The sequence below is a fragment of the Shewanella algidipiscicola genome, from assembly GCF_900380485.1.
Classification (GTDB): domain Bacteria; phylum Pseudomonadota; class Gammaproteobacteria; order Enterobacterales; family Shewanellaceae; genus Shewanella; species Shewanella algidipiscicola.
In genome coordinates, this window is record NZ_OXJV01000001.1 from 900,474 (window position 1) to 926,088 (window position 25,615).

Below are 25,615 nucleotides of genomic sequence, written 5' to 3' on the forward strand. Positions count from 1 at the left end.
TGACCAAATCGAAACAAGATGTCTGTTAAAAGTACCTATTACATACACCGAGAGCAGCGACAAAGTCATCACTAAAAAATGGCTACAGCCGCTTGCACCTCAATAAACCAGATATGTGACAAATGGTCATCTGAGAAACGCAGCGGTGAAAGCGTTTAATGGTCGGCCGATTGAAAGAATGGCAGCAAGAACGAAGGTCATCACATGCATTCTCTATTTGAAACAGTGATGCATCAGTTCATTTAAATTACATACGACGTTGTTTAGACATTAACATCTGCCCACACTTTTTTAAATGCAATTAGAAATAGAGAATGCAAGCCTAAATCAATGATATTAAAAACATTTTTACACCTCACCATCTTATTATTTAACGCTTTTCACTTATATGTTAAATTGACTTTTAGGGGCTTAAAAGTGTATACAAGGTGGGTTTAAAACAATTTAACACGTTTAGATATTAATAAATAACAAAAGTCTGCAACAGATAGACAACTAAAAACTTGAATGATTTCTTTAACTTAAAATCAGATCATCTCAAGTAAACGTCAGTTGTTAAGGCATTGATAATATTAACAACAAATTTTTCTACATAGATACTGTTATGTAGGCAATCACAAGCGAAGGTGGGAAAACTTACATGAGCGCAGCAAAACCTCAAGGTACGATGCTCGGGCATCCTAAAGGGCTGTTTCTGTTATTTACAACAGAGTTATGGGAACGGTTTAGTTATTACGCAATGCGTGCGATTTTGGTGCTATATCTAGTCGATGCAGTTCAATCACAAGGTGGACATGGATTGGGCTGGACTCAAGCCGATGCGCTCTCCTTATATGGTACCTTTACAGGTTTAGTCTATTTAACGCCACTGCTCGGTGGTTGGTTAGCCGATAATATTTTAGGTCAACGTAAAGCTATCTATATTGGTGGCGCACTGATGGCCATTGGCCAGTTTGTTCTGGCCGCACCTCATAGCTGGATGCCAGGTTTAGAAACAACGGTATTTTATATCGGTCTTGGTACGCTAATTTTTGGTAATGGTCTGTTTAAACCCAACATTTCAACTATGGTTGGTGATTTATACGAAGAAGGTGATCATCGTCGTGACGGCGCATTTACTATCTTCTATATGGGTATCAACTTAGGCGCTGCACTTTCAGGATTTATCGTTGCCTGGGCTTACACGACTTTTGGTTACACTCAAGTGATCGATGGACAAGAAGTGTTTGTTAATAACTGGCAAGCTGGCTTCTTCTGCGCCGGTGTCGGTATGGTGATATCGCTCATTATTCAGTTTCTGTTCGCACAAAAATTATTAGGCGACATTGGTACTGTTCCCGCAGCTAAATTAGAAAAACAAAATGCAGAAGCTAGAGGTGAGATCCGTAAAGAGCCCTTAACCAAAGTCGAACGCGATCGAATTAAAGTGATCATGGTTATGGGCCTATTTACCATCATTTTCTGGGCAGGTTTCGAGCAGGCTGGTGGCCTGATGAACTTGTTCACTAATGATTTTACCAACCGTATGATTGGCTCATTTGAAGTGCCTACTACCTGGTTCCAATCACTTAACGCTATATTTATTGTGGTCTTTGCTCCTGTAGTGGCTTCTATTTGGATTCATTTAGGTAAAAAAGAACCCAATTCACCGGTGAAGTTTGCCCTTGGTTTAACCTTATTGGCCATCGGTTTCCTATTTATGATTGGTGCCGTACTCGAGATGGGTGGCGATGCGAGCGCTAAATCAAGCATGTGGTGGTTAGTCGGTGCATACTTCTTCCATACTATGGGTGAGCTGTGCTTATCACCTATTGGTTTATCTATGGTGACCAAACTGGCACCGCTGCGTATTGCATCACTCATGATGGGTGCATGGTTCCTGTTTATTGCAGCTGCAAATAAAATTGGTGGTCTTGTCGGCTCCTTAATTGGTCCTGGTGGCTCGGCAGAAGATCAACTGGCTAACGCTATGTCTATCTTTGCGGGTATTGCCATTACAGCAGCGATTTCAGCGGTTATCCTTTACTTTATGGCGGACAAACTTGTCGACTGGATGCACGGCGCTGAAGATAGCCCTAAGACTGAAGAAGAAGCTTTAGAAGCTGAGATTGCAGTGACGGCTGAACATGAAGCGATAACAGTTAAAAGATAAAAGATAACGATATAACTAAAACGCCTTACTAGACTTAGTAAGGCGTTTTTTTATGTCTTAGATTTGATGTCAGCGGATGTGTAGGCTTAAATTAAGCCAGTTAACAACTCATCTGTACATAACCACCTGGCGCAATTGTGGTTTCATAGGTTAAGCCAACAAAATGATTGGCCAAAAGCATGGCTTTATGTTCACTACCACTTGAGACAATACACAAACGTTCTGCTGGTAATAAGTCTCTAAACTGGATACTAGGCTGACCCCAATCAAAAATACCCAACTGCAAGGCATCAGGCATAGCTAGTGGTAATAACCCCTCATCATTACGGATATAACATCTCAGCCCTTTACCAGCTTGAGCTATTGAAGCGCGATAATGGGTTAACTCCACCACCACATAAATAAGGTCAACATAAATATTCAAGCCAGACTTACTGAGCCTGTCGTTGAGATAGCTGAGCATACTAAACGGCTCGATAACCGTGTGGCTATTACCGTTACGAAAGAGTTTTAATTTTTGGTTCACAAAACTTTTAAGTAGTACACTGGCAAACGCTGAACGATTATCCTGCGGATGAAAATGAGCCATATACATAATTTGATACTGCTCACCAACATTTGCACTATCGATAAAGTAAGCACTAACGTCGTCATTCTTGAATAAACTATAGTCGATGGTAGCTTTGGGATAATCAATTGCTGATGGGGGAAAGAGTTGTTGCTGCACACTTTTGGCTGCTTCAGCGTTTTGCTCAAGTAAATTTAGGTGCTCTTGTAATTCTTGATAGGACAGTTCTTCTAGATCATCAAGCTTCACATCTTGTTGACGCGGGCCGTCGATACATTGGTGAATGGCATTTTCAATCAAAAAAAGATCGTTGACAGGCTTCACAAGATAATCGCTAGCGCCGATCCGCAGCGCTTCGACAACATCGGCCATCACCTGATTGCCCGAAATAACGATTGATAAGGTATCAGGCTTACGCTTAACCATCTGCTTTAGCATGTCTAAACCGCCTAGGATCGGCATACTTAAATCCGCTAATACGATATCAAAATCAGTCTGGCTAAAACGCGCTAATCCCTGACGACCATCATCGGCCTCGACAACCGTGGCTCCTCGGCTCGAGAGAAAAGCGGCGACCACACTGCGAAAAACCGGATCATCTTCAACCAACAATATCACTAGATCTTCTAACGCCATTGAGCTTCCTCATGCTTTGCACAGCGACAAAGCTAACTAACCTAGTACATCTTTGTACGTGATAATAAGCAATAAAACTCACCCCTTAAGCATGATTGGTTAATCAAGGGGCGAGTGATCCGCTAATCTAACTCTTTCATATATTCATCGAGCAGCTCATCATCATCGGTCGAGACAGGTACATCTCCGTCATAGACTTTATAGTCTAAATGTTGAAAATAAGCTTCTTTAACAAAAGCATACGGGTCTAATGCGTTATCCACTAAGCGCTCTTGATCGATTGCAGAAGCACGTCGATGCAAGTTTTTTAAGCCCCATTTAGCCAGTGACTGCCACATAGTGAGTTCTGATAATGGGAAATAGAGCCCATCAACCCAATCAGAGGCTAATTCACGCGTCACATAAGGCCCTAAGAAAGGCGCCATAAAATAGGGACCGTTTGGCACGCCGTAATAGCCTAGTACCTCACTAAACTCATCTTGCTTACGTGGTAGTCCCATCATATCGGCCACATCAACTATCCCGAGCAAGCCCAATGTCGTATTAATGGTAAAGCGACCACCAGCATTCGCTGCCCAGCCCCACTTACCTTGTAAGGCATTGTTGACCAAGGAACTTGGCTCTTCAAAATTCTGTACGAAGTTATTAACCCCAGTTTTTACCGGGCGTGGCAAGTAATCATTATAGCCGTGGGCGACAGGACGGTATAAATATCTGTCTAAGTATAGATAGTTAAAATCCCACATAGCACGGTTAAAGCTCTCGAAAGGATCTCTGTCATCATTATAAATAATAGACACTTCTGTGGCGCTTTCCTTAGCACTAGCTTCATCTTCTTGTGGCGTTTGGGCTGCCAATGGCGCCCCAAGCAATAGCAGGCTCAACGCACTCCATTTATACTTCATATAACTCGGATTCCTATACAGTATTGCCTATAGCTAAAGTCATCTGTACTTATGACGATATAGGTAATACTAGACTACACAGTTTGCTTTTCCTTTCAGACCGCTAAGGATACTCAGCAAAATGACTAGGTCAAATTGAAATTTGTAAAATGTCTTTAAACACTTCATCATTTGGGGCAGCCACTTGAGTCAAAATAGCATTACAACGCCTGTAACCACGGGCGCAGGGACACAAAAACCCGGCACGCCCAGTGGCAATAAAGCAGAGGTACTCATTCCGGTTGAGATCAAACGTACCGCCGAAGGCGATTCAATAAAGCTTAATAAACATGATTATCGCATCGATTATTCTCGCCGTGTTGATCGCCAAGCACTGAGCAGGATTGATACGCAACAAGTTGTGGTCACTCGGGTTGTGCCCTCCACGGCGGCATCAGCCAATTTAAGCGCGACATTACAATTACTGGGCAATACCTATAACGAACCAATTCCCGCCCCTTTGCAGGCTTACATTAAGGGAAATCGAGTCAATCTTGCACAGCTAACTCAGCTAGCAACAAGAGTACAAGGCTACCCCCTTGGTGAGGCGAAAGTGGTAGCGGGTATGGTTAGCTTGGCAGGTGCTCTCGCCTTTACCTCTGGCAATAGCAACTTACCCTCAGGCACCTATAGCGCAGCTATCATAATGGAAAACGGACAATTACAATTAAGTTTAACAACCAAACTTGATCAAATAGCCGTTACCTTGCTCCCTGTAGTGTTAAATCAAGCACCAAAACAAGACGTAACCAACCAACAACTGCTCACCCTTCCCTCACTGACGAGCACTTACAGTCAGCTGAGTCAGCAACTTGCAGCACTTGCTGTGCCTCAATCACAAATTGCCAGCTTACACACCGCATTATCTGGGCTAAAAGTGCCAGACAGATTGGCAGAGGGACACTTAACGGCCCAGCGTCCAGCAGGTATGGGTCAGCTTTTAGGCCCCATCACGGCACCAAGTGATGCACTTAGCAAGACAAACCTGTTTCAAATGGCAGCAAGCATTAGCACCTCACTCACCGATGCCAATCGAGTATCACCAATGCTAAACGGCATTAGCCAATTGATGCTAAAACCAAAATCACTCGCATTACCAGTGAATGACACCAACCGTCAAACAGTCAACACCTTAGGAAAAGCAGCATCGCCCCCCTTACATCGAGGATTGACCCAAGCCATGCAGCAAATGGCAGGAAGCGAAGCCACCCGCAATACTGACACAGTAAAAATAGCGACTGAGCAATCCCTTCTAAGCTTAGTTAAGCAACAATTAGCGCTTGCCTTTCCACGTCCATTAGCCGATCTCGCCGTACCAAGCCTTGTGCAACGAGAACTCATTGATACATTAGCTGGGATAACCCCACCAATCTCCAATCATACTTTAGGTAATAGCAGCCATAGTGGCACTATTGCGGTGCTCTTTCAGTTATTGTTAGGTCGTAATCTGCAGCAAAATACTCAGGTCGACGCCAATAAGTACCTCCAACAATTACAGCGACAAATTGGCGTTAGCTCAACATTACTTAGATTGTTAGATAAAGCCGGAACTGGAGAATCAATGGGTAAGCTGTTATCAGGGCTCTCCTTGTACCAGCAAGCCAGCAGTGATAACAACCAAGACATTAACTGGTATTTTGCCTTACCTTACACCTTAGACAACAAGCAAGAGGAACTAGAAGGCCACTTTGAACAAACCCCACAAGATTCAGATAAACATGATAAATGGCGTTTACAGCTTAAGTTTAACTTATCCAGTGGCAGCCTACTGATCAATGCTGATATCAAACAACAGCAACTTAGCCTGAGTTTTACCGCAGATAGCAAGCCACTGCTCACAACGATTAATCTCCGCCTTGAATCACTTCAGCAAAAGTTGTCCAGTATCGGTATGCAAAGCGTTAACATTGTCACCCAGCAAAGCCAGGTGCCTGCCAGCCTGTTACCTGGTGAACACTACTTAGTCAAAATTAAAGCATAGGTAAAGCTCATTATGTCGACCAAAGATAACAATACACCGGCATCAACCCAAGCGGTTGCATTAAGCTATGATGGTATATCTAGTCCGAAAATCACCGCCAAAGGCAGTGATTTAGTGGCGGCAGAGATCATCGCCTTAGCGAAAGAGTCTGGCATTTATATTCATCAAAACCCCGACCTGAGTAATTTTTTACAAAAGCTTGAGATTGGTGAAGAAATTCCAAAGGAGCTTTACCTGCTTATTGCCGAGTTAATCGCTTTTGCCTATATGTTAGACGGTAAATTTCCCGAGCGCTGGGATAACATGCACCATAAAATCGTCCAAGAAGCTTAAGATCGGTTAAACCTTGATGCTTTTTTACCACAGTTGCAATTTGAGTTATTGGCGATTTGAGGTATGTGATACCTATCAATGACTTGAGTTTTTGGCGATATGGTAAGGTAAACAATGATAACGGCGCATTCTCTTTCAAGAAGCTGTAATACGGTAAAAAACAAGAAGCCCTGCTTTTTGGTAAAGGCTTTCAATGCACTTATACAGCGATTGCGCTCATTGCTGGCATTGATACGTGGTGCGACTTTTTTGTTTAAACTAAGTGATCCTATCCTTGCCCTGACCATGGCTCGCTTTAACCTTGCGCGAAAAGTATTACATTTGAAATCTTAGCTCGACAACACAGCGCAGCCTAGATGATGACTCTCCCTCCTCATTTGGCTGGCACCTAAAGTACCAGCACATGTTGAACTAGCCTTTACCATGTAACCTAAGCAGCAATTCCGCTTCAGCTTTAGGTAATTCACATTCTGCCACCAGCTCTTCAACGCCAGCGCCCAACGATACCATTTTCATCGCTCGGGAATAGAGCCGCGCTTGAGGATCTTGTTGGCTGGTTTCATCAATTCTAGCGTCTTGCTTTGCGAGTCGTTTTTCCAATTCTAACATCCGGCGGCCAACACCTATGGTGCCGCTACGTAACTCTTGCAATTCACGTTTAACCGCTTCGCGCTGGCGATCACTTTCCTTGACTAATAACGTCAGCGCTTCTACTTTGGAGCGTAATTTAGCCGTTTGTTTTTGCTGATATAACACTAACCCTAAACAAGCAACGACATAGAGCAATGCCGCGATTAAGATTTCATCGGCTATCATATCTGGTTCCACTCCATTTATTGATATAACTGATACGCAAGGATCGTAAAACCACAATCATGCTATGAGTGTTGTCATTATACTAAAAAGCCATCGGTATTCGCGATGGCTTTTACACTAACAGAGTAATACTCTGAATAGATAAATCTATTATAATTGAGTGAGTTCCATCCACTCTTCATCGGATAATAGCTTATCTAAATCAACCAAAATCAGCAGTTCATTATCTCGATTACTGACGCCTTGAATAAACTTAGCGCTTTCTTCAGTGCCCACATTCGGCGCGTTGTCGATATCAGAAGCTCGAAGGTAGACCACTTCAGCAACGCTATCGACCAAAATACCAATCACTTGCTTTTCAGCTTCGATGATCACGATACGGGTAGAGTCATCTACATCAGATGAAGCCAAGCCAAAGCGTGAACGAGTATCGATAACAGTAACCACATTACCGCGTAAGTTAATGATACCCAATACGTAATGCGGTGCACCTGGTACCGGAGCAATTTCGGTATAGCGCAGCACTTCTTGAACCTGCATTACATTAATGCCGTAGGTTTCATTGTCTAAACGGAAAGTAACCCACTGCAACACTTCATCATCTTTACTTGCAGCCACTGCCGCGACGTTTCTTACATCTGCCATATAAACCTCAGTCAATAGAGTCCTGACTACTTAATCCTAAATTCAATAATTCAATCAATGCTTGCACATGTAATATGCCGCACATCTGCTCTTTCACTACGCCAGCTAACCATGGGCGTTTACCCGCTTTGGTGCGCCAGTTAACTTCCGATTTTAAAATTTTAACCGAGTTGACCAGCGATTCGCACGCCAATCCCCAATTACTGTTCTCTAGCAACACAATATATTGGTAATTAACCGATTGTGCTAGCTTGTCATCGTATTTTTCGGGCATCACCCAAGCACAGGTATCGACCACGTTGAGCTGCGAGTCCCGGTGCGCTTGGACACCATAATACCAATTAGGCCTCCCCATTATATGGTTAACCCGCTCAATTTTGACTATGCCACCTAAACTCACTAATGGAACGGCAAGGGTCAAACCAGCCACTTTAAAAAATAACACCTGAAATTGTTCATCTAAGGTGTCAATTAACGACTCCGTTATCCCAGGTGGCGTTGCGCCGGTTTGGGTTGGTGGCACAACAACTTGCTGAATATCTTTATCTTGTTGGCTGTCCAACTTAATACTAGTGGAAATTTCTAGCTTTTCTTTGATTTGTGGCGCAACCACCGATGGTTTTTTAGTTGCTATGGCCGCGACAGCTTCGGCAAGCTTTATCTTAGGTTGGGTACTTAACTGCACCTTAGGCTCGGCCTGTGCGGTCACAAGTTGAGTCTCGATATCGCTCCCATGAGCTCCAGCAACTGGGGCTAGCAGTTGAGCTAACGATTTTTTATTCGCTTTGTGACTGGCAAACGAAACCCTTGCTGTCGTTTTCGGCTGCGTTAAGGCCGGTTTCACCTGCGGCGAAGAAGTAGATAGCTCCTCAAAGCTTGTTAGCTTATCGGGTTGATTGGTTACCGTCGGCTTATTGCTGACTTCGCAGCTATCACTCACATCGTCCGCTAATAATAATGCAAAATAGTCTAATACCGCATCATCAGTTGAGTTTGACATGGGCAAACTCCTTACTGGACAAATAATCTAGCAAGCGATCATAGGCTTTTACTCCACGAGAGTGAGCCGCATAGTGCGATGCTGGAAGATGAGCTAAGCTCGCGTCTCTGAACTTGGTATCTATGGGAATGACATCTGGCCACAACGCAGCACCGTAATCGGTTTCTAGCTGTTGTAGTGCCGATGAGGACGCTTTAGTACGTCGGTCATACATAGTCGGAATAACAGTGTAGCTATATGTTATCTGTTTCGAACGCCCCATTAAAATCATGGTTTTCACCATTCTATCGAGGCCTTTTATCGCTAAAAACTCAGTTTGTACTGGCACCAATATATGCTCACTTGCAGCCAATGCATTGACCATCAATACCCCGAGAACCGGTGGGCAATCGATTAATACCGTATCGTAATCCTCGGCCACTAAAGCTAACAATTTTTTTAAGATAAGCCCCATACCTTCTTGATGACCTAAGGAGCGATCTAATGTGGCCAGTGCCATGGTTGCTGGCAGTAAGCTTATCCCCTCGACTTTAGTGGATACTATATGGCTAGATACCTGCGCTTTAGTCAGGGCTTTATGATTTAAAAACAGATCATATAAAGACGCAGACACCGCCTCAGAGTCAATACCCAGATAGTAGCCCAGTGATGCATGAGGATCGGTATCGACCATCAGCACACGCTGCTCACGCTTTGCTAACGCACCGGCAAGGCTTACTACCGTTGTCGTTTTACCGACACCACCCTTTTGGTTTGCTATGGTCCAGATCTTCAACAAAAACCCCTTTATATCGTCATATCGTCCAGCGTTGGCTAGTTTACTGACTTAATTATCATCACGCGTAGTCACTCTAATGCCACCATGGGGCAAGGTGATAACCTTAACACCATCTTTACTTTCTGGCAGCTCATCGGCTTGAGTTTTGATAACGACGTCGCTATTTTCAGACCCATGCACTGCTGTCGTATTAGGTTGCGGCATAGTCAATGCCTTAACATTATTATCTAAGTGGGACGGCGGCGCAGCCCCGCCCATTTCCACCCGCACTTGCGAGCCTGGCTTAGCTTGATCGATAATCGACTGCGTCACCTTAGGGTTCGCAGCCATCCAATCGGCTAGAGGTTGCGCCTGCTCCTCGGGCACCATGAGCAGCACTTGGCTATTTTCAAGCTCTGTAATTTGAGCTTCTAATAAACTATTCTTGTGGCGCATATCGAAATACAGCGCCCCTGTAACCACAGTGCTCATGGTCAATAAAAATAACCACAACAAGAGTGTGGTACTGGGCTGTTGCTTAGCCACGCGCGCTCTCGGTCAAAATAGCTTCTGCCATATCATCAAGGGCTAAGGACTTACTCGATATACCCGCAGCGGTTACCGCTTGCGGCATACCGTAGACGACACAGCTGGCTTCATCTTGTGCCCAAATAGTCGCCCCCATATTTTTCAGCATTCTTGCCCCCTCGCGTCCATCGGCGCCCATACCAGTGAGAATAACGGCAAGCGCATCGCCACCCACTAACTTTGATGCCGAAGCAAACGTAATATCGACACAAGGTTTGTAATTCATATCGGCACTACCAGCGATAATTTTAATACGCCCATAAGCGCCACTGCGCTCAAGCATCATTTGCATCCCGCCTGGAGCTAAATAAGCACAACCAGCCCGTAGCTGATCACCATTTTCAGCCTCTTTAACATTAATGGCGCAGAGGCCATTTAAGCGAGCAGCAAAGGCAGGAGTAAATGCCGCTGGCATGTGCTGTATCAGTAAAATCGGATGCGGATAACTCGCGGGTAATTTAGTTAAAATGCGCTGCAAAGCCACCGGGCCACCCGTTGATGTACCAATAAGCAATATCTTGTATTTTTTACCACTAGCGCGATGCGGTGTTTGGCTACGTAGTGAAGGTCTTACCGGTTGTACCACTTCTCGACCCGCCGCGGCACCAGTCATATTCGGTCTAGTCGAAGGGCTCACTGGCGCAGGGCGTGGCGCAATGGGTCGATAAATTCGACGTCGACCCAAGGCTTTTATTCGCTGCTGTAACAATAGAATGGCGTCATCTTTATTAGTGGCGATATCTTCAAAACGTTTTGGAAGAAAGTCGAGCGCGCCAGCTTCTAACGCATCTAACGTCGCTTGAGCACCATCGTGAGTCAAAGAGGAAAACATCAAGATAGGTGTCGGACACTTCGCCATGATCTGACGCACGGCCGTAATACCGTCCATCACTGGCATCTCGATATCCATGGTGATCACTTGAGGCTTGAGCTGTTCGGCCAGCTTAACCGCTTCAGCGCCATTAACGGCGGTACCTATGACTTCTAAATCAGGATCTTTGCTTACGATCTCACTGACTCTTCGACGAAAAAAGCTCGAATCATCGACAACTAATACTTTAATGGCCATTCAATTTCCTATCGACAGCATGTGTCTGTTAGTAATAAAGCGCGACCCCATTACGGTGCCACGCTTAGTTACAATCAGACTGTATTACCAAGGTTACTGCTTATTTTTAGCGTAATGCTTTAATAATCCTGGGACGTCTAAAATCAGTGCAATACCACCATCAGAGGTGATCGTCGCACCCGCCATTCCTGGCGTCCCATGAAGCAAGGTCCCTAGAGGTTTAATCACCACTTCTTCTTGACCGATCAAGGAGTCAACCACAAAACCTATCTGTATCGTACCCAACTGGACAATTACCACATGACCATGCTTCTTATCGCCATGTTTAAAACCGCTCATTTTCCTGTTAAGCCAATTTTCTAGATAGAATAATGGCACCGCCTTTTCACGGACGATCACAGTCAACTGTCCATCAACCACATTGGTTTTGGTTAAATCAAGATGGAAAATTTCATTGACGCTCGATAACGGTAAGGCAAACACTTGTTGAGCAACTTCAACCATCAGCGTCGGCATAATCGCTAAGGTAAGAGGAACTTTAATCTCTAAACAAGTGCCCTTACCTTTAAAGGAATTAATATGCACAGTACCGTTAAGTTGGGTGATACGTGTCTTAACAACGTCCATCCCTACACCACGCCCTGAAATATCAGAGATCTCAACCTTAGTTGAAAAACCAGGTGCAAAAATCAGATTATATGCTTCTGAATCTGTCATGCGGGCTGCGGCATCTTCATCGAGCACGCCACGACTGATAGCGATTTGCTTGAGCTTATCGGGATCCATCCCTGCGCCATCATCCTCAATCTTGAGCAGGATATGATCCCCCTCTTGACTGGCTGACAAGGTAATGGTGCCGGTACGCGTTTTACCATTGGCTTCACGTTCATCGGGCATCTCAATGCCGTGGTCAACAGAGTTACGCACCAAGTGGACTAATGGGTCTGCCAGTGCCTCAACTAAGTTTTTATCCAGATCTGTGTCTTCACCTATCATGCGAAGATCGATCTCTTTGTTAAGCGTTCTGGATAAATCTCGAACCACGCGCGGAAAACGACCAAATACTTTTTTGATCGGCTGCATACGGGTTTTCATGACCGCGCCTTGCAGATCGGCAGTCACCAAATCTAAGTTAGCTAAAGCTTTTGACATGTCTTCGTCATCACGAGAAATACCAAGGCTAAGTAAACGATTTCGCACCAACACTAACTCACCGACCATGTTCATGATCTCATCGAGTCTGGCGGTATCTACCCGCACTGTGGTTTCTGCTTGTGGCGTATTCGCTGCAGGTGCTTTGGCTAATGGAGCTTTTTCTTTGACCACGGTTTTAGCAGAACTCGGAGCCGGCGCTGCGGATTTGGACGGTTCAGCCGCTTTGGCTGCAGGAGTTGCTACCGAGGAGACACCCGGACCTCCACCAGAGCCATGTAATTCGTCGAGTAACTTTTCAAATTCATCGTCACTAATTTCGTCGGCATCGACTGCTGAAGCAGGCGGTTCAGGCTCATTAGCAATTGGCGCCACTGGAGGCTTGAAGCTACCCGCGCCGTGTAATTCGTCGAGCAGCGATTCAAACTCATCATCGGTGATATCGTCACTAGCACTACTTATGTCGTCAGAAGCAGATTCTGTCGCAGATGGCCCTTTGCCAGAACCATGAAGTGCATCAAGTAAGGCTTCGAATTCAGATTCGTTGATTTCATCGATACTGCCATCGCCATCCTTGCTTTCCCCCATATCCGTTGTTGCTTGCTCGCTCGAATCAAGCGGCTCAAACAGCGTAGCACCTTCGTTGCTTTGGTTATCGGGTTGCTCATCGACAATCGTTGCCACTGGCGTATCGGCAGACAATGCCACTTCGGACGCCAGCATACCGCCAGAACTTAACAGCTTCAGGTTAGCCAATAGAGTGTCATCGGCGGGACTTTGAGATTGTCCAGCTTTCGTCTCGGCAAACATCGAGTTAATTGCATCGACCGCCTGTAGAATAATATCCATAAGCTCAGCAGAGACGCTTCGTTTGCCTGTACGCAACAAATCAAAGGTGTTTTCTGCTTCATGGCAGACATCGACCATGGGAGTGAGACTTAAAAAGCCCGCTCCGCCTTTGACGGTATGAAATCCACGAAAAATGGCATTGAGCAGTTCGGTATCATCTGGATTATTTTCCAACATGACCAGCTGTTCAGATAACAGTTCGAGTATTTCTCCCGCCTCTATCAAAAAGTCCTGCAGTATCTCTTCATCAACATCAAACGACATTAATATGACTCCTACTTAGAAACCTAGACTCGACAGTAAGTCATCCACTTCATCTTGCCCAGTTACCACATCATCACGCAATTCTGCGTTCATAATAGGACCTTCGGCTTCGACACTCTTGGTTGATTTAAACGTCTGACTCGAGGCTGGTTGTTCACCAAACATGGTCAACATGGACACCAAATTATTTTCGACTTCACGCACTAACTCAATCACTCGGCGGATCATCTGCCCGGTAAGATCTTGGAAATCTTGAGCTAACAAAATATTGTTCAACAGCTCTTTCAAACGAGTTGAATCAGACTCACTGCGGTCGATAAACTGCTGCACATCGTGACATAAGGCTTTAAACTCATGCAGCTGGATGTCTCGCTTCATTAAGCGATCCCACGTTGGTTTAACCGCTTTAATATTGGTGGTTAGTGCATCGGCGAGGGGTAATGACTCTTCAACCGCATCCATGGTTTTATTGGCCGCTTGCTCTGTCATCTCGATGACATAACTTAAGCGCTCTTTAGCATCAGGGATTTCACTGTTAGTCAGTTCAATCAAGCGATCATCGACCTGAAAATCGACAATGGCACTGTGAAGTTGACGTGTTAATCTGCCGACTTCATCAAATAACTCTTTTTGAATCGGACTGGCAATGTCCTTTACGATATCGTCAGCTTTATCCTGCTCATTAGCCTCAAGCAATTCAACAAGTTGTTTTGCTTGTGCTAACGTGATCAGTCCTAAAGTATCTGCCTGCATAGCTCAACCTTAATTAACTGAGACGTTCAAAAATTTTGTCTAACTTCTCTTTTAATGTTGCTGCGGTAAAAGGCTTAACAACATAACCGTTTACACCAGCTTGCGCCGCTGTAATGATCTGTTCCCTTTTTGCTTCCGCTGTCACCATTAACACCGGTAGGTGCTTAAGATTGTCATCTGCGCGAATGGCCTTTAGTAGGTCAATCCCTTGCATACCAGGCATGTTCCAGTCGGTTACGACAAAATCAAAATCGCCTTTCTGTAGCATAGGCAATGCCGTTGAACCGTCATCTGCTTCCTGAGTGTTGTTAAAACCCAAGTCTCTTAACAAGTTCTTGATGATACGCCTCATTGTTGAAAAGTCGTCAACGACGAGAATCTTCATATTCTTGTCCAAGGTTTCCTCCACGGAGCTATTTTTATGTTGCTCATGTAATCGTTATATTTGGGTCCAATGCGTTAACTTAGCTTTTAATCTCAACATGGCCTGACTTAATATCTGGCTCACTCTCGACTCGCTAACGTCCAGCACGGCACCAATCTCTTTTAAATTTAATGCTTCGTCATAATATAATGACAAAACTAAACCATCTCTTTCTGGTAATAATTTAATCGCGTCAACCAAGGCTTCATGAAACTGAGTTTCGGCTAATGCATGGAACGCATCGTCTTGGTGATCGTCTTCCTGCCTTACTATATCGACCGAAACGCCCAGATCTTCAATACCAATTACTTTTCCGACAGACACATCGTTAAGAATGTGATGATATTCATCTAATGTCATGTCTAATCGGTCAGCAATTTCATTATCTTTAGCGTCACGGCCAAGTTCTTGTTCGAGCTCGTCAATCACTTGTGCAACACGGCGTTGATTGCGATGTACCGAACGCGGTACCCAATCGCCACGCCTTATTTCATCGAGCATCGAGCCCCTAATTCGAATTCCCGCAAAGGTTTCAAATTTGGCGCCTTTGCTGCCATCGAAATTTGACGATGCTTCAAGCAGACCCATCATACCTGCTTGTAATAGATCATCCAATTGAACAGATGCTGGCAAACGGGCTAATAAATGGTGGGCAATCCTTTTTACTAGCGGCGCATACTGTTCAACGATAGACGCTTTATTATCTAAACAGGTATACGCGGCTGCTTTACTCACTAGTGCGTTCCTCTTGCTGATCGTTACGTTGTATTAAGCGTTCAACAAAAAACTCTAAGTGACCACCCGGTTGTTGTGGGATAGGCCAACTGATGATTTTATTCGCGAGCCCATGATAAGCAATTGATGCAGGTGATTTGGGAAAAGCCTCAACGATAAGCTTTTGTTTACGTACTGATTTTCGTAGATTCTCATCGAATGGAATCGTGGCAACAAGCTCAAGAGCAACATCAAGAAAGCGATCGGTGACTTTGCTTAATTTAGCGAACAGCTCCATCCCTTCACGCAGGCTTCTGGCCATATTGGCGACAATTTTAAAGCGGAACACACCGTGCTCGCGGCTTAGAATCTTAATTAAAGCATAAGCATCAGTAATCGATGTTGGCTCATCACATACCACTATGAGTACATCTTGCGATGCCCGTGAAAAGCTCAGCACCATGTCAGAAATACCGGCGGCGGTATCGACAATTAAAATATCAAATTGAGTCCGCATTTCACTAAAGGCGCGGATGAGTCCAGCATGCTGGGCTGCAGAGAGCTCAACCATCGACTGTGAGCCCGACGTGGCGGGAATAATGCCTATGCCCTTAGGACCTCTAACGATCACATCATCAAGATCGGCATCGCCTGACAGCACATGGGATAAATTACGTTCAGCCCTTAGGCCTAACATCACATCGACATTCGCTAGGCCCAAGTCGGCATCGAGCACTAAGACACGTTTGCCCTTTTCAGCGAGCGAAACCGCGGTATTGATAGAGACACTGGTTTTACCCACGCCCCCTTTACCCCCGCTCACTGCAATTACTTTTACTTTTTCGTTATTTGGTTGATTCATCATTCGTAAACCGCTTGCTTGATCCCGACTCATTGTTTTACTCAAATGCATAGGCCTGTTGATGTGACCTTTCAGTTTGTTGTACAGGTTGCTCTTTCTTATCTAATACTGAAAGCGCCTTATGTGCTAACGCGAGTGTATCTGCAACCTGCATATCTTCTGGAACTCGTTGGCCATCAGTGACATAACTTAATGGTAAACCACTTTGGATCAATACGCTCAAGGCTGGTGCTAAGGCGACCGACTCGTCCAATTTGGTTAATACTACACCCGATAATGGGATTCTAGCGAACTGCTTCACCGCATCTTCTAGTACTCTTCTTTGACTCGTTGACGACAGTACCAGATAACTGCGTATAGGTAATCTGGTATTTGCCGTTAAATTGTCAAGTTGCTGGAATAAGCGTATATCACGCTGCCCCATGCCAGCTGTATCTATCAATACTAGCTTGCGATTGCGCAGCTGATATAAAATTTGTTCCAACTCATTGAGATCATGAGCCTGCTTTACTGGACACCCCATTATTTTGCCATAGGTTGCCAGCTGCTCAAAGGCTCCAATGCGATAATGATCAGTTGTTATCAATGCAACTTGATCTGAACCATGGTGTGCAGCAAATCGAGCGGCTATTTTGGCAACACTGGTGGTTTTTCCAACACCCGTTGGCCCCACAAAAGCGACCACGCCACCTTGGCGCACAATATCATCACCTTGATTGTCGAGCATGTTGGCTAAACTTCTCGGCAAGGTTTTAACTAATTCAGCTGGCGGATAATGTTCACTCAGCCCTGACAATTTGGCTGCCACTTCGGCCGAAAACTCCGCCGCTAAGAGGCGGCTTTCAAGCATGGCACCAACAGGATCCTGGCGACTCTTTTGCTCGCTTAGTAGCGAAGTCACTTGATGGGTCAATAGGTTACGCAGTGATGCTAACTCTTCTCGCATTGAGTCAAGCTCTGCACTTGCAGGTGCCGGTTTATCTCGCTTTTGACCAAAGTGATGTTGACTCGCTTCTGCGCGTGCCGGCTTAGGGTCGTTGTTAGGCGCTTGTAACCCTTTAGCCCATTCGGGCATCTCTAACTCTTCATTGGTGCAACCAATCTGTTGATTGACACGACTTTGTTGACGCTCAAGCAGGGCTTGCAATGAATCGGCGGCGGGCGCAGGTTGTTTTTTTGACTCGGTCTTAATGGGTTGTCGGCTAATAGAGACTTTTTCATCGGCAAGATCCAGTAAGCTCGACGGCGCCAGATTCATCGAGGCTGAACTTGGGGTCTTCTTGGGCTCGTCATAATCGACAGCGGCGACAATCTCTATCCCACCGGTGACTTTTTTATTAGACATGATCACCGCATCAGAACCTAAGGTCTCTTTCACTTGGGCCAAAGCTGAGCGCATATCTTTTGCTAAAAAACGTTTAATTTTCACCTAAATACCCTCTACTGGCCGACCGCTGATACGATGCGTATTTGTTTTTCATCGGGCACTTCTTGATAGGAGATCACCCGTAAATTTGGAATCGTATGTTTAACGAATCTAGACAGCGTCGAACGTAACATTCCTGAGGTCAATAAAATAGCGGGTTCTCCCACCATCTCTTGACGTTGCGATGCATCGATAAGCGATTTCTGCATCCGCTCAGCTAGGCTAGGTTCGATATTCGGCCCATCGCCTCCTGTTGCTTGCATTGACTGATGCAACATCTGTTCCAACTCTGGCGCCAAAGTAATGACAGGAATTTCAGACTCTGGGCCGCTGATCTCTTGAATGATCATGCGCTTCAAGGCGATACGCACCGCAGCGGTCAACACTTCAGTGTCATTACTCTTGGGCCCATATTCTAACAGGGTTTGTACTATGGTTTTCAAATCTCGAATAGACACGCCCTCGTTAAGCAAGTTTTGCATCACTTTTACCACAGTGCCCAGCGGCATGACATCGGGAATAAAACCATTAACTAACTTAGGTGAATGCTTAGCCAGCATATCCATTAACTGCTGTACCTCTTCATAACCTAACAACTTAGAAGCGTTATTGGTGAGCAATTGGCTAAGGTGCGTAGCAACCACTGTTGCCGCGTCAACCACGGTATAACCTAAGGTTTGTGCGTGCTCTCTCAGCTCGGGGGCTATCCAAACGGCCTCAAGCCCAAAGGCGGGATCCGTGGTTTCAACCCCATCGAGCTTGCCATACACTTGGCCTGGGTTAATCGCAAGTTCACAGTCATGGCGAATTTCAGCCTCACCCGACGCCACGCCCATCAAGGAGATGCGATAGGTGTTGGGCGATAAATCTAAATTGTCACGGATATGCACCGCCGGCACCAAGAAGCCTAATTCCTGTGACAGCTTCTTACGCACCCCTTTGATACGATTGAGTAATTCCCCACCTTGGCCCTTATCGACCAAGGGGATTAGACGATAGCCAACCTCTAACCCTATGGTATCAACATGTTGCACATCATCCCAACTCAACTCTTTAGGCTTAGCATCGCCAGCAGGACTCGGGGAGGTTTTCGCTAGCTCTAACGCTCTTTGACGGTCGAGATCTTTTTTACGGTGAATATAATAGGCACCACCAGCAGTCAGTAAACCAAAGCTGAGAAAAGCAAAATGCGGCATGCCGGGCACTATCCCCATAATTAACAATACCGCGGCGGCAATACCTAAGGATTTAGGGCTGTCAAACATCTGCCCCATCACCATTTGACCCATGTCACCCGACTCATTTTGACGCGTCACCATTAACGCGGCGGCAATCGACAACAACAGGCCTGGGATCTGCGCCACTAAACCATCACCAATTGTCAGCAAGGTATAAATTTCTACAGCTGAGGAGAAATCTAGCCCGTGCTGCACCATACCAATGACAAAGCCGCCAAGAATGTTGATCACTAAAATCATGATGCCCGCAATTGCATCACCTTTTACAAATTTTGACGCACCATCCATTGCACCATAAAAGTCGGCTTCTTTAGTGACTTCGGCGCGGCGCAAGCGCGCCTGATCTTGGTTTAACACCCCTGCGTTTAAATCGGCATCGATAGCCATCTGTTTACCTGGCATCGCATCGAGGGTAAAACGGGCGCTCACTTCAGAAATACGCCCAGCACCTTTGGTGACCACGGCGAAGTTGATAATGATCAAGATAAGAAATACAACCAGACCAACAGCATAATTGCCGCCAATCACCACAGATCCGAACGCTTCAATTACTTTACCGGCGGCATCGCCACCATTATGGCCTTCGAGCAATACGATACGGGTCGAGGCCACGTTTAGCGCCAGTCGCAGCAAAGTAGCAACCAGCAATACCGTTGGAAAGGCTGCAAAGTCGAGCGGGCGATCAGAATAGATAGCCACTAAGAGCACCACCAAGGCCAAGGCAATATTGAACGAAAATAGGATATCGAGTAAGAATGCCGGCATCGGCAAGATGATCATCGCCAAGGCGGCGAGCACGAGTACAGGCGTGCCTATGCCCTTAAAGTTTGCCGGTTTAACCTGTTTTAGTTGACCTAATGTTGCTTTCAAATCCATCAATTTTAGCGCCTGAACTTTGACATCTGAACGGTTAACAGCAAAAAGCGCGCCAACCTACTTGCAGTCACCTAGCTACAGCAAACACCACGCTAATATTTCAGCTCATCGGGAATAGGCTGATTTAACGGCACGGGTGTGGGTCGCTTACCGCCTTTTTGTTGATATTGCTTCAACTGAAAGACATAGGCCAATACCTGAGCAACTGCGGTGAAGAGCCCTTCAGGGATCTCTTGCTCTATCTTAGTCGTATGATAAATCGCCCTTGCCAGCGGTGGCGCAGATACGATAGCCACCTCGTGCTCTCTGGCAATTTCACGTATCTTAAAGGCAACCTCATCGACCCCTTTAGCCAGCACATAGGGCACAGCGGCCTTAGTGACATCATATTTAATCGCCACCGCATAGTGATCAGGATTGACCACTATCACGTCGGCATTAGGGACTTCGGTCATCATGCGACGCTGCGCCATCTCACGCTGCATCTGCCGCACCCGCCCCTTAACTTCGGGTTGCCCTTCAGTATCTTTATATTCGTCTTTGATCTCTTGCTTAGTCATGCGCAGCTGTTTGCTGTGGTTCCAAATTTGAAACGGCACGTCGATAGCGACAATGATCACTGTCGATGAACATAAAATAATAAACATCCATATCAGCAGATCTAACGCATTATAAACATTACCCGGTAGGTGCCCTTGTGACAGGGTTAAGATATCGACGAAATAGTAATACAGTAAAAAGTACGCCATCATAGCGACCACAGAAAACTTTGCAATTCCCTTGGTTAATTCCACTAACGCTTGCACACCAAACATACGTTTAAAGCCGCTAACTGGGTTCATTTTGCTCGCTTTAGGCATAAAGGCTTTCACTGAAAAGGTGATCCCACCGATAACGATGTTGCCCAAAAAGGCTACCACAGCCAAAAACACGATAAAAATCGCCATTGGCATGGCCAACTCACGCAGCACCAGCTCCCACACGTTGTACATGCTATTGGTATCGAAAATCGCCGCGCGCTCCATCGTGAACAGCTTTTTCATTACATTGATAAGCGCCACGCCTAAGTCAGGGCCCACTATGACAAACCCAAATGCCGCCGACATGAGCACCGCAGAAGTACCTAGCTCTTTCGAGCGGGCAACCTGGCCTTTATCACGCGCCTGTTGGCGCTTTCTGGAGGTGGCTTCTTCGGTTTTTTCTTGGCTAGAATCATTTTCTGCCATTAGAAACTCCCATCAGCACGACACTGTAACTGCACCACATCACACAACAATAACTGCGCCGAGCGCCAGACTTCATCGAAATGCGCCATAATGGGCGTTAAAGTAAGCCATAAAATCACCAGACCACCGACCATGGTAACTGGAAAGCCAATTGCAAAAATATTGAGTTGCGGTGAGGCACGGGTCATGACCCCAAACGCTAAGTTAATCAATAGCAACGCCACAATCGCCGAAATAGACATGGTCAGCGCGGCGCCAAACATATAACTGCCCCACTCAGCCAGTTGACGATAACTGGCGATAGAAATACCTTGATTAGATACGGGGATGGTGTCGAAGCTAGCGACCAGCATACGGATCATCACGAGATGGCCGTCGATAGCAAGAAAAATCATAGTGGTTAGCAATAGAAAAAAGTTACCCACCACTGGTGTCTGCTGGCCGGAACTGGGATCCACCATTGAAGCGAAACCTAGGCTGGTTTGCATACCGATAATTTGACCTGTTAACACAAACGTTTGCATGATTAACAAGGTAACAAATCCCATCGCCACACCGATCACTATCTGCTGCGCGGTGACAAATACAGCCGCTAATGAAAACAGTTCCACATCGGTATTAACGGGTAACACTGGGGCAATGGCAAAGGTTATTGCCACAGACAACAACAGACGGATCCGCACTGAGGTGGTGTTAGCGCCAAAAACAGCCATCACCATCAACATACTGGACACCCGGTAAAGCGGCCACATGTAAGCGGAAATGGTTTCCATAATGGTGGACATTAATATTTCCATATTCGCCTCACCGCTTAACCAACTACCGGGCGTAACCTAACCATACTCAACTGATCAGGGTTAAATATGGCAGAATAAACGGTCATGTTAGCCAACGACCATGGGGATCATGTCGACCATTTCAAAAAAGAACTCCATCATGGTTTGCACTAACAGATGTCCTAGAAACATTAGCGCTAACAAGGTCGTAAGCAGCCTAGGCAGAAAACTTAATGTCTGCTCATTTATCGATGTCGCCGCTTGGAATACCGCCACCACTAACCCGACCACTAAACCTGGCACAATGATCATCGACACTATGGTAACGATGACGGCCAAGGCTTCACGAAAGATATCAATCAGGGCTTCGGGTGACATAGGTGCTCCTAAATCCCAAAACTATTGGCTAAGGTGCCCATCACTAGACTCCAACCATCAACCAACACAAACAACATGATTTTAAAAGGCAGCGATACAATCATCGGCGACAACATCATCATCCCCATGGCCATTAAGATACTGGCGACCACTAAGTCGAGAACCAAGAATGGCACAAATAACATAAAACCAATCTGAAAAGCGGTTTTTAACTCACTGGTAATAAATGCGGGGATCAACACGCTCATGGGCGCATCTTCTGGGGTGTCAATGTTTTGGTAACCCGAGATCTCGACAAAGGTTTGCAGATCAGTCAGGCGAGTTTGTGACAGCATAAAGGCTTTCAGTGGCGCTTTACCCGTCTCAAACGCCTGCTCTATGGTGAGGGTTTCATCCATGTAAGGCTGTACGGCATTAGCGTAAATCTTGTCAAATACCGGTGCCATAATGAAGAAAGTCATAAACAGACTCATGCCAATCAGTACCTGATTTGACGGGGTTTGCTGCAGACCAATCGCTTGGCGTAGTATCGATAACACCACAATAATGCGCGTAAAAGAGGTCAGCATTATCACCATCGCGGGTAAAAAGCTCAGTGCGGTCATTAACAACAATATCTGCATAGTTACAGAATATTGCGTGGCGCCGTCGGCCCCTGTCGTGACCGTTACCGCGGGTAAAATACCCTCTTGCGCCCACGCTAACTGAGGCAGTAATAAGGCGCTAATTAAGCTAACGAGGAGGATAATCCGTTTCATAATTGTGATGATTTAGCTTGACGTAATCGGCTGGCAAAAGAGTCTTGTGATACTGTCACAGGCGTCTCAAGTTTATCGATAAGGGTCACCTGATGACTGGTCACGCCCAACAGATATTGCTGCCCTTCAACCTCCACTAAAACCATTTTCTCCTTTTGGCCTAATGGGGTAACTGCCACCGTCTTAAGCACTCCATGGCTGGTAGGCACTAACTTGAGGCGCTTCACCACATAAGCCAATAAAAAGATCAGCACGATAACGAGAATAAGCCCACCAAGCATATTCGCCATGGTATTTAATGCCGGTTCTCGCTCTGCTGTAGCCTGTGTTGCGGTGCTGGTTATTGCACTTGCCATCATTGGCATCGATAATGACATTCCCATTAACCTTGCCTCACTTAAGCTTTTTAATGCGTTCGGTTTGGCTAATGACGTCGGTCAATCGAATACCAAATTTATCATTGACCACAACCACTTCGCCGTGGGCAACTAAGGTGCCGTTGACCATAACATCTAAGGGTTCACCAGCGACACGGTCTAACTCAACCACCGAGCCTTGGTTCAACTGCAGCAAGTTACGGATATTAATAAAACTGCGCCCCACTTCCATCGAGATGGTCACAGGAATATCCATAATGGTATCGAGTTTGGCCGCTTCCTCTTCGGTTAGCGGTTTAGAACTGTCGGCTAATTCGTCTAATTCAACGGCTTGAACCTCTTCAATCGCCTGCTCAGCCATTGCTGCAGCCCAATCATCACCTGTATCTTCTGTGCTCATCACTTTTTACCTTTAAAACTCAAATAATGGTTAACTAACCTAAACTCGGATTAACTAGATATTGCCAATCTCTCGTGCCTTACCCTTTTTGGTCACTAGCTGTAATTCGCTTTTCGCCGTTTCAGGCCGTGGGATTTTTTCCCGAATATGTAAGGCTAAATTTTCTCTTGAACGCCCAAGTTTACAACGATAAGTGGGCAAGTCTTCAACCCGCATGACTATGTGCTCAGGCATTTCAATAGGAATAATATCGCCCGCCTTTAAGCTCAGTACACTCTTCAAGGACATCTCTTTTTCGACAATAGTGGCATCGATGCCCACTTTGACGTCCATGATTTCATCTTTTAAGGCTTGCGACCAGCGCATGTCTGTGTCTTGGGTATCACTTTGTACACCCGCATCAAGCAACTCGCGAATCGGCTCTATCATCGAGTAAGGCATGGTAATATGAAAATCGCCCCCCCCTCCGTCGACTTCGATATGAAACGAACTCACCACCACCACTTCGGTAGGGCTAACAATGTTGGCCATCGCAGGGTTCACTTCAGAGTCAAGATAATCAAACTCGACATCCATGACAGGTGCCCAAGCTTCTTTATAATCTTCGAAGATAATTTTAAGCAGCAGTTGTACGATACGCCGTTCGGTGGGGGTAAATTCTCGCCCCTCAATCTTGGCATGAAAACGGCCATCACCACCAAAGAAGTTATCCACCAAAATAAACACCAGCCGGGCTTCCATGGTGATCAAGGCGGTACCTTTTAGTGGGCTAAAGCGCACCATATTAAGGCTAGTGGGCACAAATAAGGTATGCACATATTCACCAAACTTGAGCATCTGCACGCCATTAATCGACACTTCTGCCGCACGGCGCATCATATTAAACATGCTGATGCGTAAATGGCGCGCAAAACGTTCGTTAACGATCTCAAGGGTCGGCATCCGGCCACGGACAATACGATCTTGAGAAGAAAAGTCATAGGATCGCGCATCTAGCTCGTTATCACTTGCCTCATCTTCATCAACGTCATCGACACCGTGTAATAACGCATCGATTTCGTCTTGGCTTAATAGATCACTCACAATATTGCCCTACCTGGTTAATCAAGATTGCCGCTAGCATCACTGCATTACAAATCCAGTAAAGAGTACCCGTTCGACCACTTTACGCCCGGTCACAGGCTGCAATGTGTTTTGCACATTCAGCAGTGCCAGTTGTCGTAGCTCATCTTTACCCGCTAACGAACTTAACTTTTGCACATTGGCACTACTAAAAGTCGTTAAAAGCGCATCTTCGATTAATGGAATGTGTTTCTTCAGTAACACATCATCGTCAGCGCCTCGCACCATTAACTGCACTTTTATCTCGACTATACGTGCACGGTTTTGCCCTGGCAGGTTGAACAGAAACGGCCGAGGCATGCCGACATAAAACGCTTCACCACTATTAGCGGGAGCGACTTGCTCTACAGAGGTATCATCAATCGGTTCATTATCGGATGAGTCACTCGTCCCCAATAACAACCATAACGCGATGACTACACTAAGGAGAACGACAAGTCCTACAGAGGCAAAAATAATCAGCTTCTTTTTGCTTTTGAGCGGCGCATTCTGTTCCAGTTGTAACGATTCTTCTTCTGCCATGTTTATTTC

General features: G+C 45.7%; 26 protein-coding genes. 3 read left to right on the forward strand and 23 right to left on the reverse strand.

Annotated elements, in window-relative coordinates; translation table 11 throughout:
- Positions 1-640 precede the first annotated feature (640 nt).
- The gene (locus DN599_RS04055) at positions 641-2,152 is read left to right on the forward strand and encodes a peptide MFS transporter (protein ID WP_110456340.1); all 1,512 of its coding nucleotides are present in this window, start codon (positions 641-643) and stop codon (positions 2,150-2,152) included.
- Positions 2,153-2,252: 100 nt separating this feature from the next.
- Here the strand turns inward: DN599_RS04055 and DN599_RS04060 are convergent, their stop codons facing one another.
- Positions 2,253-3,356, reverse strand: a complete 1,104-nt coding sequence (locus DN599_RS04060) for a response regulator (protein ID WP_110456341.1) — start codon at positions 3,354-3,356, stop codon at positions 2,253-2,255.
- Positions 3,357-3,478: 122 nt separating this feature from the next.
- Positions 3,479-4,261 (reverse strand): MlaA family lipoprotein, encoded by a 783-nt coding sequence (locus tag DN599_RS04065; RefSeq protein WP_110456342.1) that lies wholly within the window; start codon positions 4,259-4,261, stop codon positions 3,479-3,481.
- A 184-nt stretch (positions 4,262-4,445) separates the two neighbouring features.
- Here DN599_RS04065 and DN599_RS04070 point away from each other — a divergent pair, with 184 nt between their 5' ends.
- Entirely contained in the window at positions 4,446-6,281 is a 1,836-nt protein-coding gene (locus DN599_RS04070) for a hypothetical protein (protein WP_110456343.1), read from the forward strand.
- Positions 6,282-6,293: 12 nt separating this feature from the next.
- Positions 6,294-6,614 (forward strand): EscU/YscU/HrcU family type III secretion system export apparatus switch protein, encoded by a 321-nt coding sequence (locus DN599_RS04075; protein WP_110456344.1) that lies wholly within the window; start codon positions 6,294-6,296, stop codon positions 6,612-6,614.
- A 411-nt stretch (positions 6,615-7,025) separates the two neighbouring features.
- Here the strand turns inward: DN599_RS04075 and DN599_RS04085 are convergent, their stop codons facing one another.
- The 21 genes from DN599_RS04085 to fliL form a co-directional block, all read right to left on the reverse strand.
- A complete protein-coding gene (locus tag DN599_RS04085) occupies positions 7,026-7,427 on the reverse strand; it encodes a DUF2802 domain-containing protein (RefSeq protein ID WP_204165101.1) in 402 nt (133 codons plus the stop codon).
- A 153-nt stretch (positions 7,428-7,580) separates the two neighbouring features.
- Positions 7,581-8,075: a chemotaxis protein CheW gene (locus DN599_RS04090; protein ID WP_110456347.1), complete on the reverse strand. Its 495-nt coding sequence runs from the start codon at positions 8,073-8,075 to the stop codon at positions 7,581-7,583.
- A gap of 7 nt (positions 8,076-8,082) precedes the next feature.
- Positions 8,083-9,075: a chemotaxis protein CheW gene (locus tag DN599_RS04095; RefSeq protein WP_110456348.1), complete on the reverse strand. Its 993-nt coding sequence runs from the start codon at positions 9,073-9,075 to the stop codon at positions 8,083-8,085.
- Positions 9,059-9,850, reverse strand: a complete 792-nt coding sequence (locus tag DN599_RS04100) for a ParA family protein (protein ID WP_110456349.1) — start codon at positions 9,848-9,850, stop codon at positions 9,059-9,061. Before DN599_RS04100 ends, DN599_RS04095 begins: the two co-directional genes overlap by 17 nt.
- Before the next feature lie 51 nt (positions 9,851-9,901).
- Complete coding sequence (locus DN599_RS04105) at positions 9,902-10,378, reverse strand: membrane anchored protein in chemotaxis locus (RefSeq protein ID WP_239473219.1); 477 nt, start codon at positions 10,376-10,378, stop codon at positions 9,902-9,904.
- On the reverse strand, positions 10,371-11,489 hold the full coding sequence (locus DN599_RS04110) for a protein-glutamate methylesterase/protein-glutamine glutaminase (protein WP_110456350.1): 1,119 nt from the start codon (positions 11,487-11,489) through the stop codon (positions 10,371-10,373). The genes DN599_RS04105 and DN599_RS04110 overlap by 8 nt, the downstream gene beginning before the upstream one ends.
- A gap of 93 nt (positions 11,490-11,582) precedes the next feature.
- The gene (locus tag DN599_RS04115; RefSeq protein ID WP_110456351.1) at positions 11,583-13,754 is read right to left on the reverse strand and encodes a chemotaxis protein CheA; all 2,172 of its coding nucleotides are present in this window, start codon (positions 13,752-13,754) and stop codon (positions 11,583-11,585) included.
- A 15-nt stretch (positions 13,755-13,769) separates the two neighbouring features.
- Positions 13,770-14,507 carry a protein phosphatase CheZ gene (locus DN599_RS04120; protein WP_110456352.1) on the reverse strand — a complete coding sequence of 246 codons (738 nt, stop codon included), beginning with the start codon at positions 14,505-14,507 and terminating at the stop codon, positions 13,770-13,772.
- A 13-nt stretch (positions 14,508-14,520) separates the two neighbouring features.
- Positions 14,521-14,904, reverse strand: a complete 384-nt coding sequence (gene cheY / locus DN599_RS04125) for a chemotaxis response regulator CheY (protein ID WP_110456353.1) — start codon at positions 14,902-14,904, stop codon at positions 14,521-14,523.
- A 42-nt stretch (positions 14,905-14,946) separates the two neighbouring features.
- On the reverse strand, positions 14,947-15,666 hold the full coding sequence (locus DN599_RS04130) for an RNA polymerase sigma factor FliA (RefSeq protein WP_110456354.1): 720 nt from the start codon (positions 15,664-15,666) through the stop codon (positions 14,947-14,949).
- Positions 15,659-16,540, reverse strand: coding sequence for a MinD/ParA family protein (locus tag DN599_RS04135; protein ID WP_110456355.1), 882 nt, complete (start codon positions 16,538-16,540; stop codon positions 15,659-15,661). The genes DN599_RS04130 and DN599_RS04135 overlap by 8 nt, the downstream gene beginning before the upstream one ends.
- 4 nt (positions 16,541-16,544) lie before the next feature.
- Complete coding sequence (gene flhF, locus DN599_RS04140; RefSeq protein WP_110456356.1) at positions 16,545-17,936, reverse strand: flagellar biosynthesis GTPase FlhF; 1,392 nt, start codon at positions 17,934-17,936, stop codon at positions 16,545-16,547.
- An 11-nt stretch (positions 17,937-17,947) separates the two neighbouring features.
- Positions 17,948-20,047: a flagellar biosynthesis protein FlhA gene (flhA, locus tag DN599_RS04145; RefSeq protein WP_110456357.1), complete on the reverse strand. Its 2,100-nt coding sequence runs from the start codon at positions 20,045-20,047 to the stop codon at positions 17,948-17,950.
- Positions 20,048-20,139: 92 nt separating this feature from the next.
- Positions 20,140-21,273: a flagellar biosynthesis protein FlhB gene (gene flhB / locus DN599_RS04150; RefSeq protein WP_110456358.1), complete on the reverse strand. Its 1,134-nt coding sequence runs from the start codon at positions 21,271-21,273 to the stop codon at positions 20,140-20,142.
- Positions 21,273-22,070, reverse strand: coding sequence for a flagellar biosynthetic protein FliR (fliR, locus tag DN599_RS04155; RefSeq protein WP_110456359.1), 798 nt, complete (start codon positions 22,068-22,070; stop codon positions 21,273-21,275). The genes flhB and fliR overlap by 1 nt, the downstream gene beginning before the upstream one ends.
- 87 nt (positions 22,071-22,157) lie before the next feature.
- The gene (fliQ, locus tag DN599_RS04160) at positions 22,158-22,427 is read right to left on the reverse strand and encodes a flagellar biosynthesis protein FliQ (protein ID WP_110456360.1); all 270 of its coding nucleotides are present in this window, start codon (positions 22,425-22,427) and stop codon (positions 22,158-22,160) included.
- Positions 22,428-22,435: 8 nt separating this feature from the next.
- Positions 22,436-23,185 carry a flagellar type III secretion system pore protein FliP gene (fliP, locus tag DN599_RS04165; RefSeq protein WP_373317388.1) on the reverse strand — a complete coding sequence of 250 codons (750 nt, stop codon included), beginning with the start codon at positions 23,183-23,185 and terminating at the stop codon, positions 22,436-22,438.
- The gene (fliO, locus tag DN599_RS04170; protein WP_373317389.1) at positions 23,182-23,562 is read right to left on the reverse strand and encodes a flagellar biosynthetic protein FliO; all 381 of its coding nucleotides are present in this window, start codon (positions 23,560-23,562) and stop codon (positions 23,182-23,184) included. Before fliO ends, fliP begins: the two co-directional genes overlap by 4 nt.
- Positions 23,563-23,578: 16 nt before the next feature.
- Positions 23,579-23,962 (reverse strand): flagellar motor switch protein FliN, encoded by a 384-nt coding sequence (fliN, locus tag DN599_RS04175; RefSeq protein WP_110456363.1) that lies wholly within the window; start codon positions 23,960-23,962, stop codon positions 23,579-23,581.
- A gap of 54 nt (positions 23,963-24,016) precedes the next feature.
- On the reverse strand, positions 24,017-25,045 hold the full coding sequence (gene fliM / locus DN599_RS04180; RefSeq protein WP_110456364.1) for a flagellar motor switch protein FliM: 1,029 nt from the start codon (positions 25,043-25,045) through the stop codon (positions 24,017-24,019).
- A 39-nt stretch (positions 25,046-25,084) separates the two neighbouring features.
- Complete coding sequence (gene fliL, locus DN599_RS04185) at positions 25,085-25,606, reverse strand: flagellar basal body-associated protein FliL (RefSeq protein ID WP_110456365.1); 522 nt, start codon at positions 25,604-25,606, stop codon at positions 25,085-25,087.
- Positions 25,607-25,615: the final 9 nt, after the last annotated feature.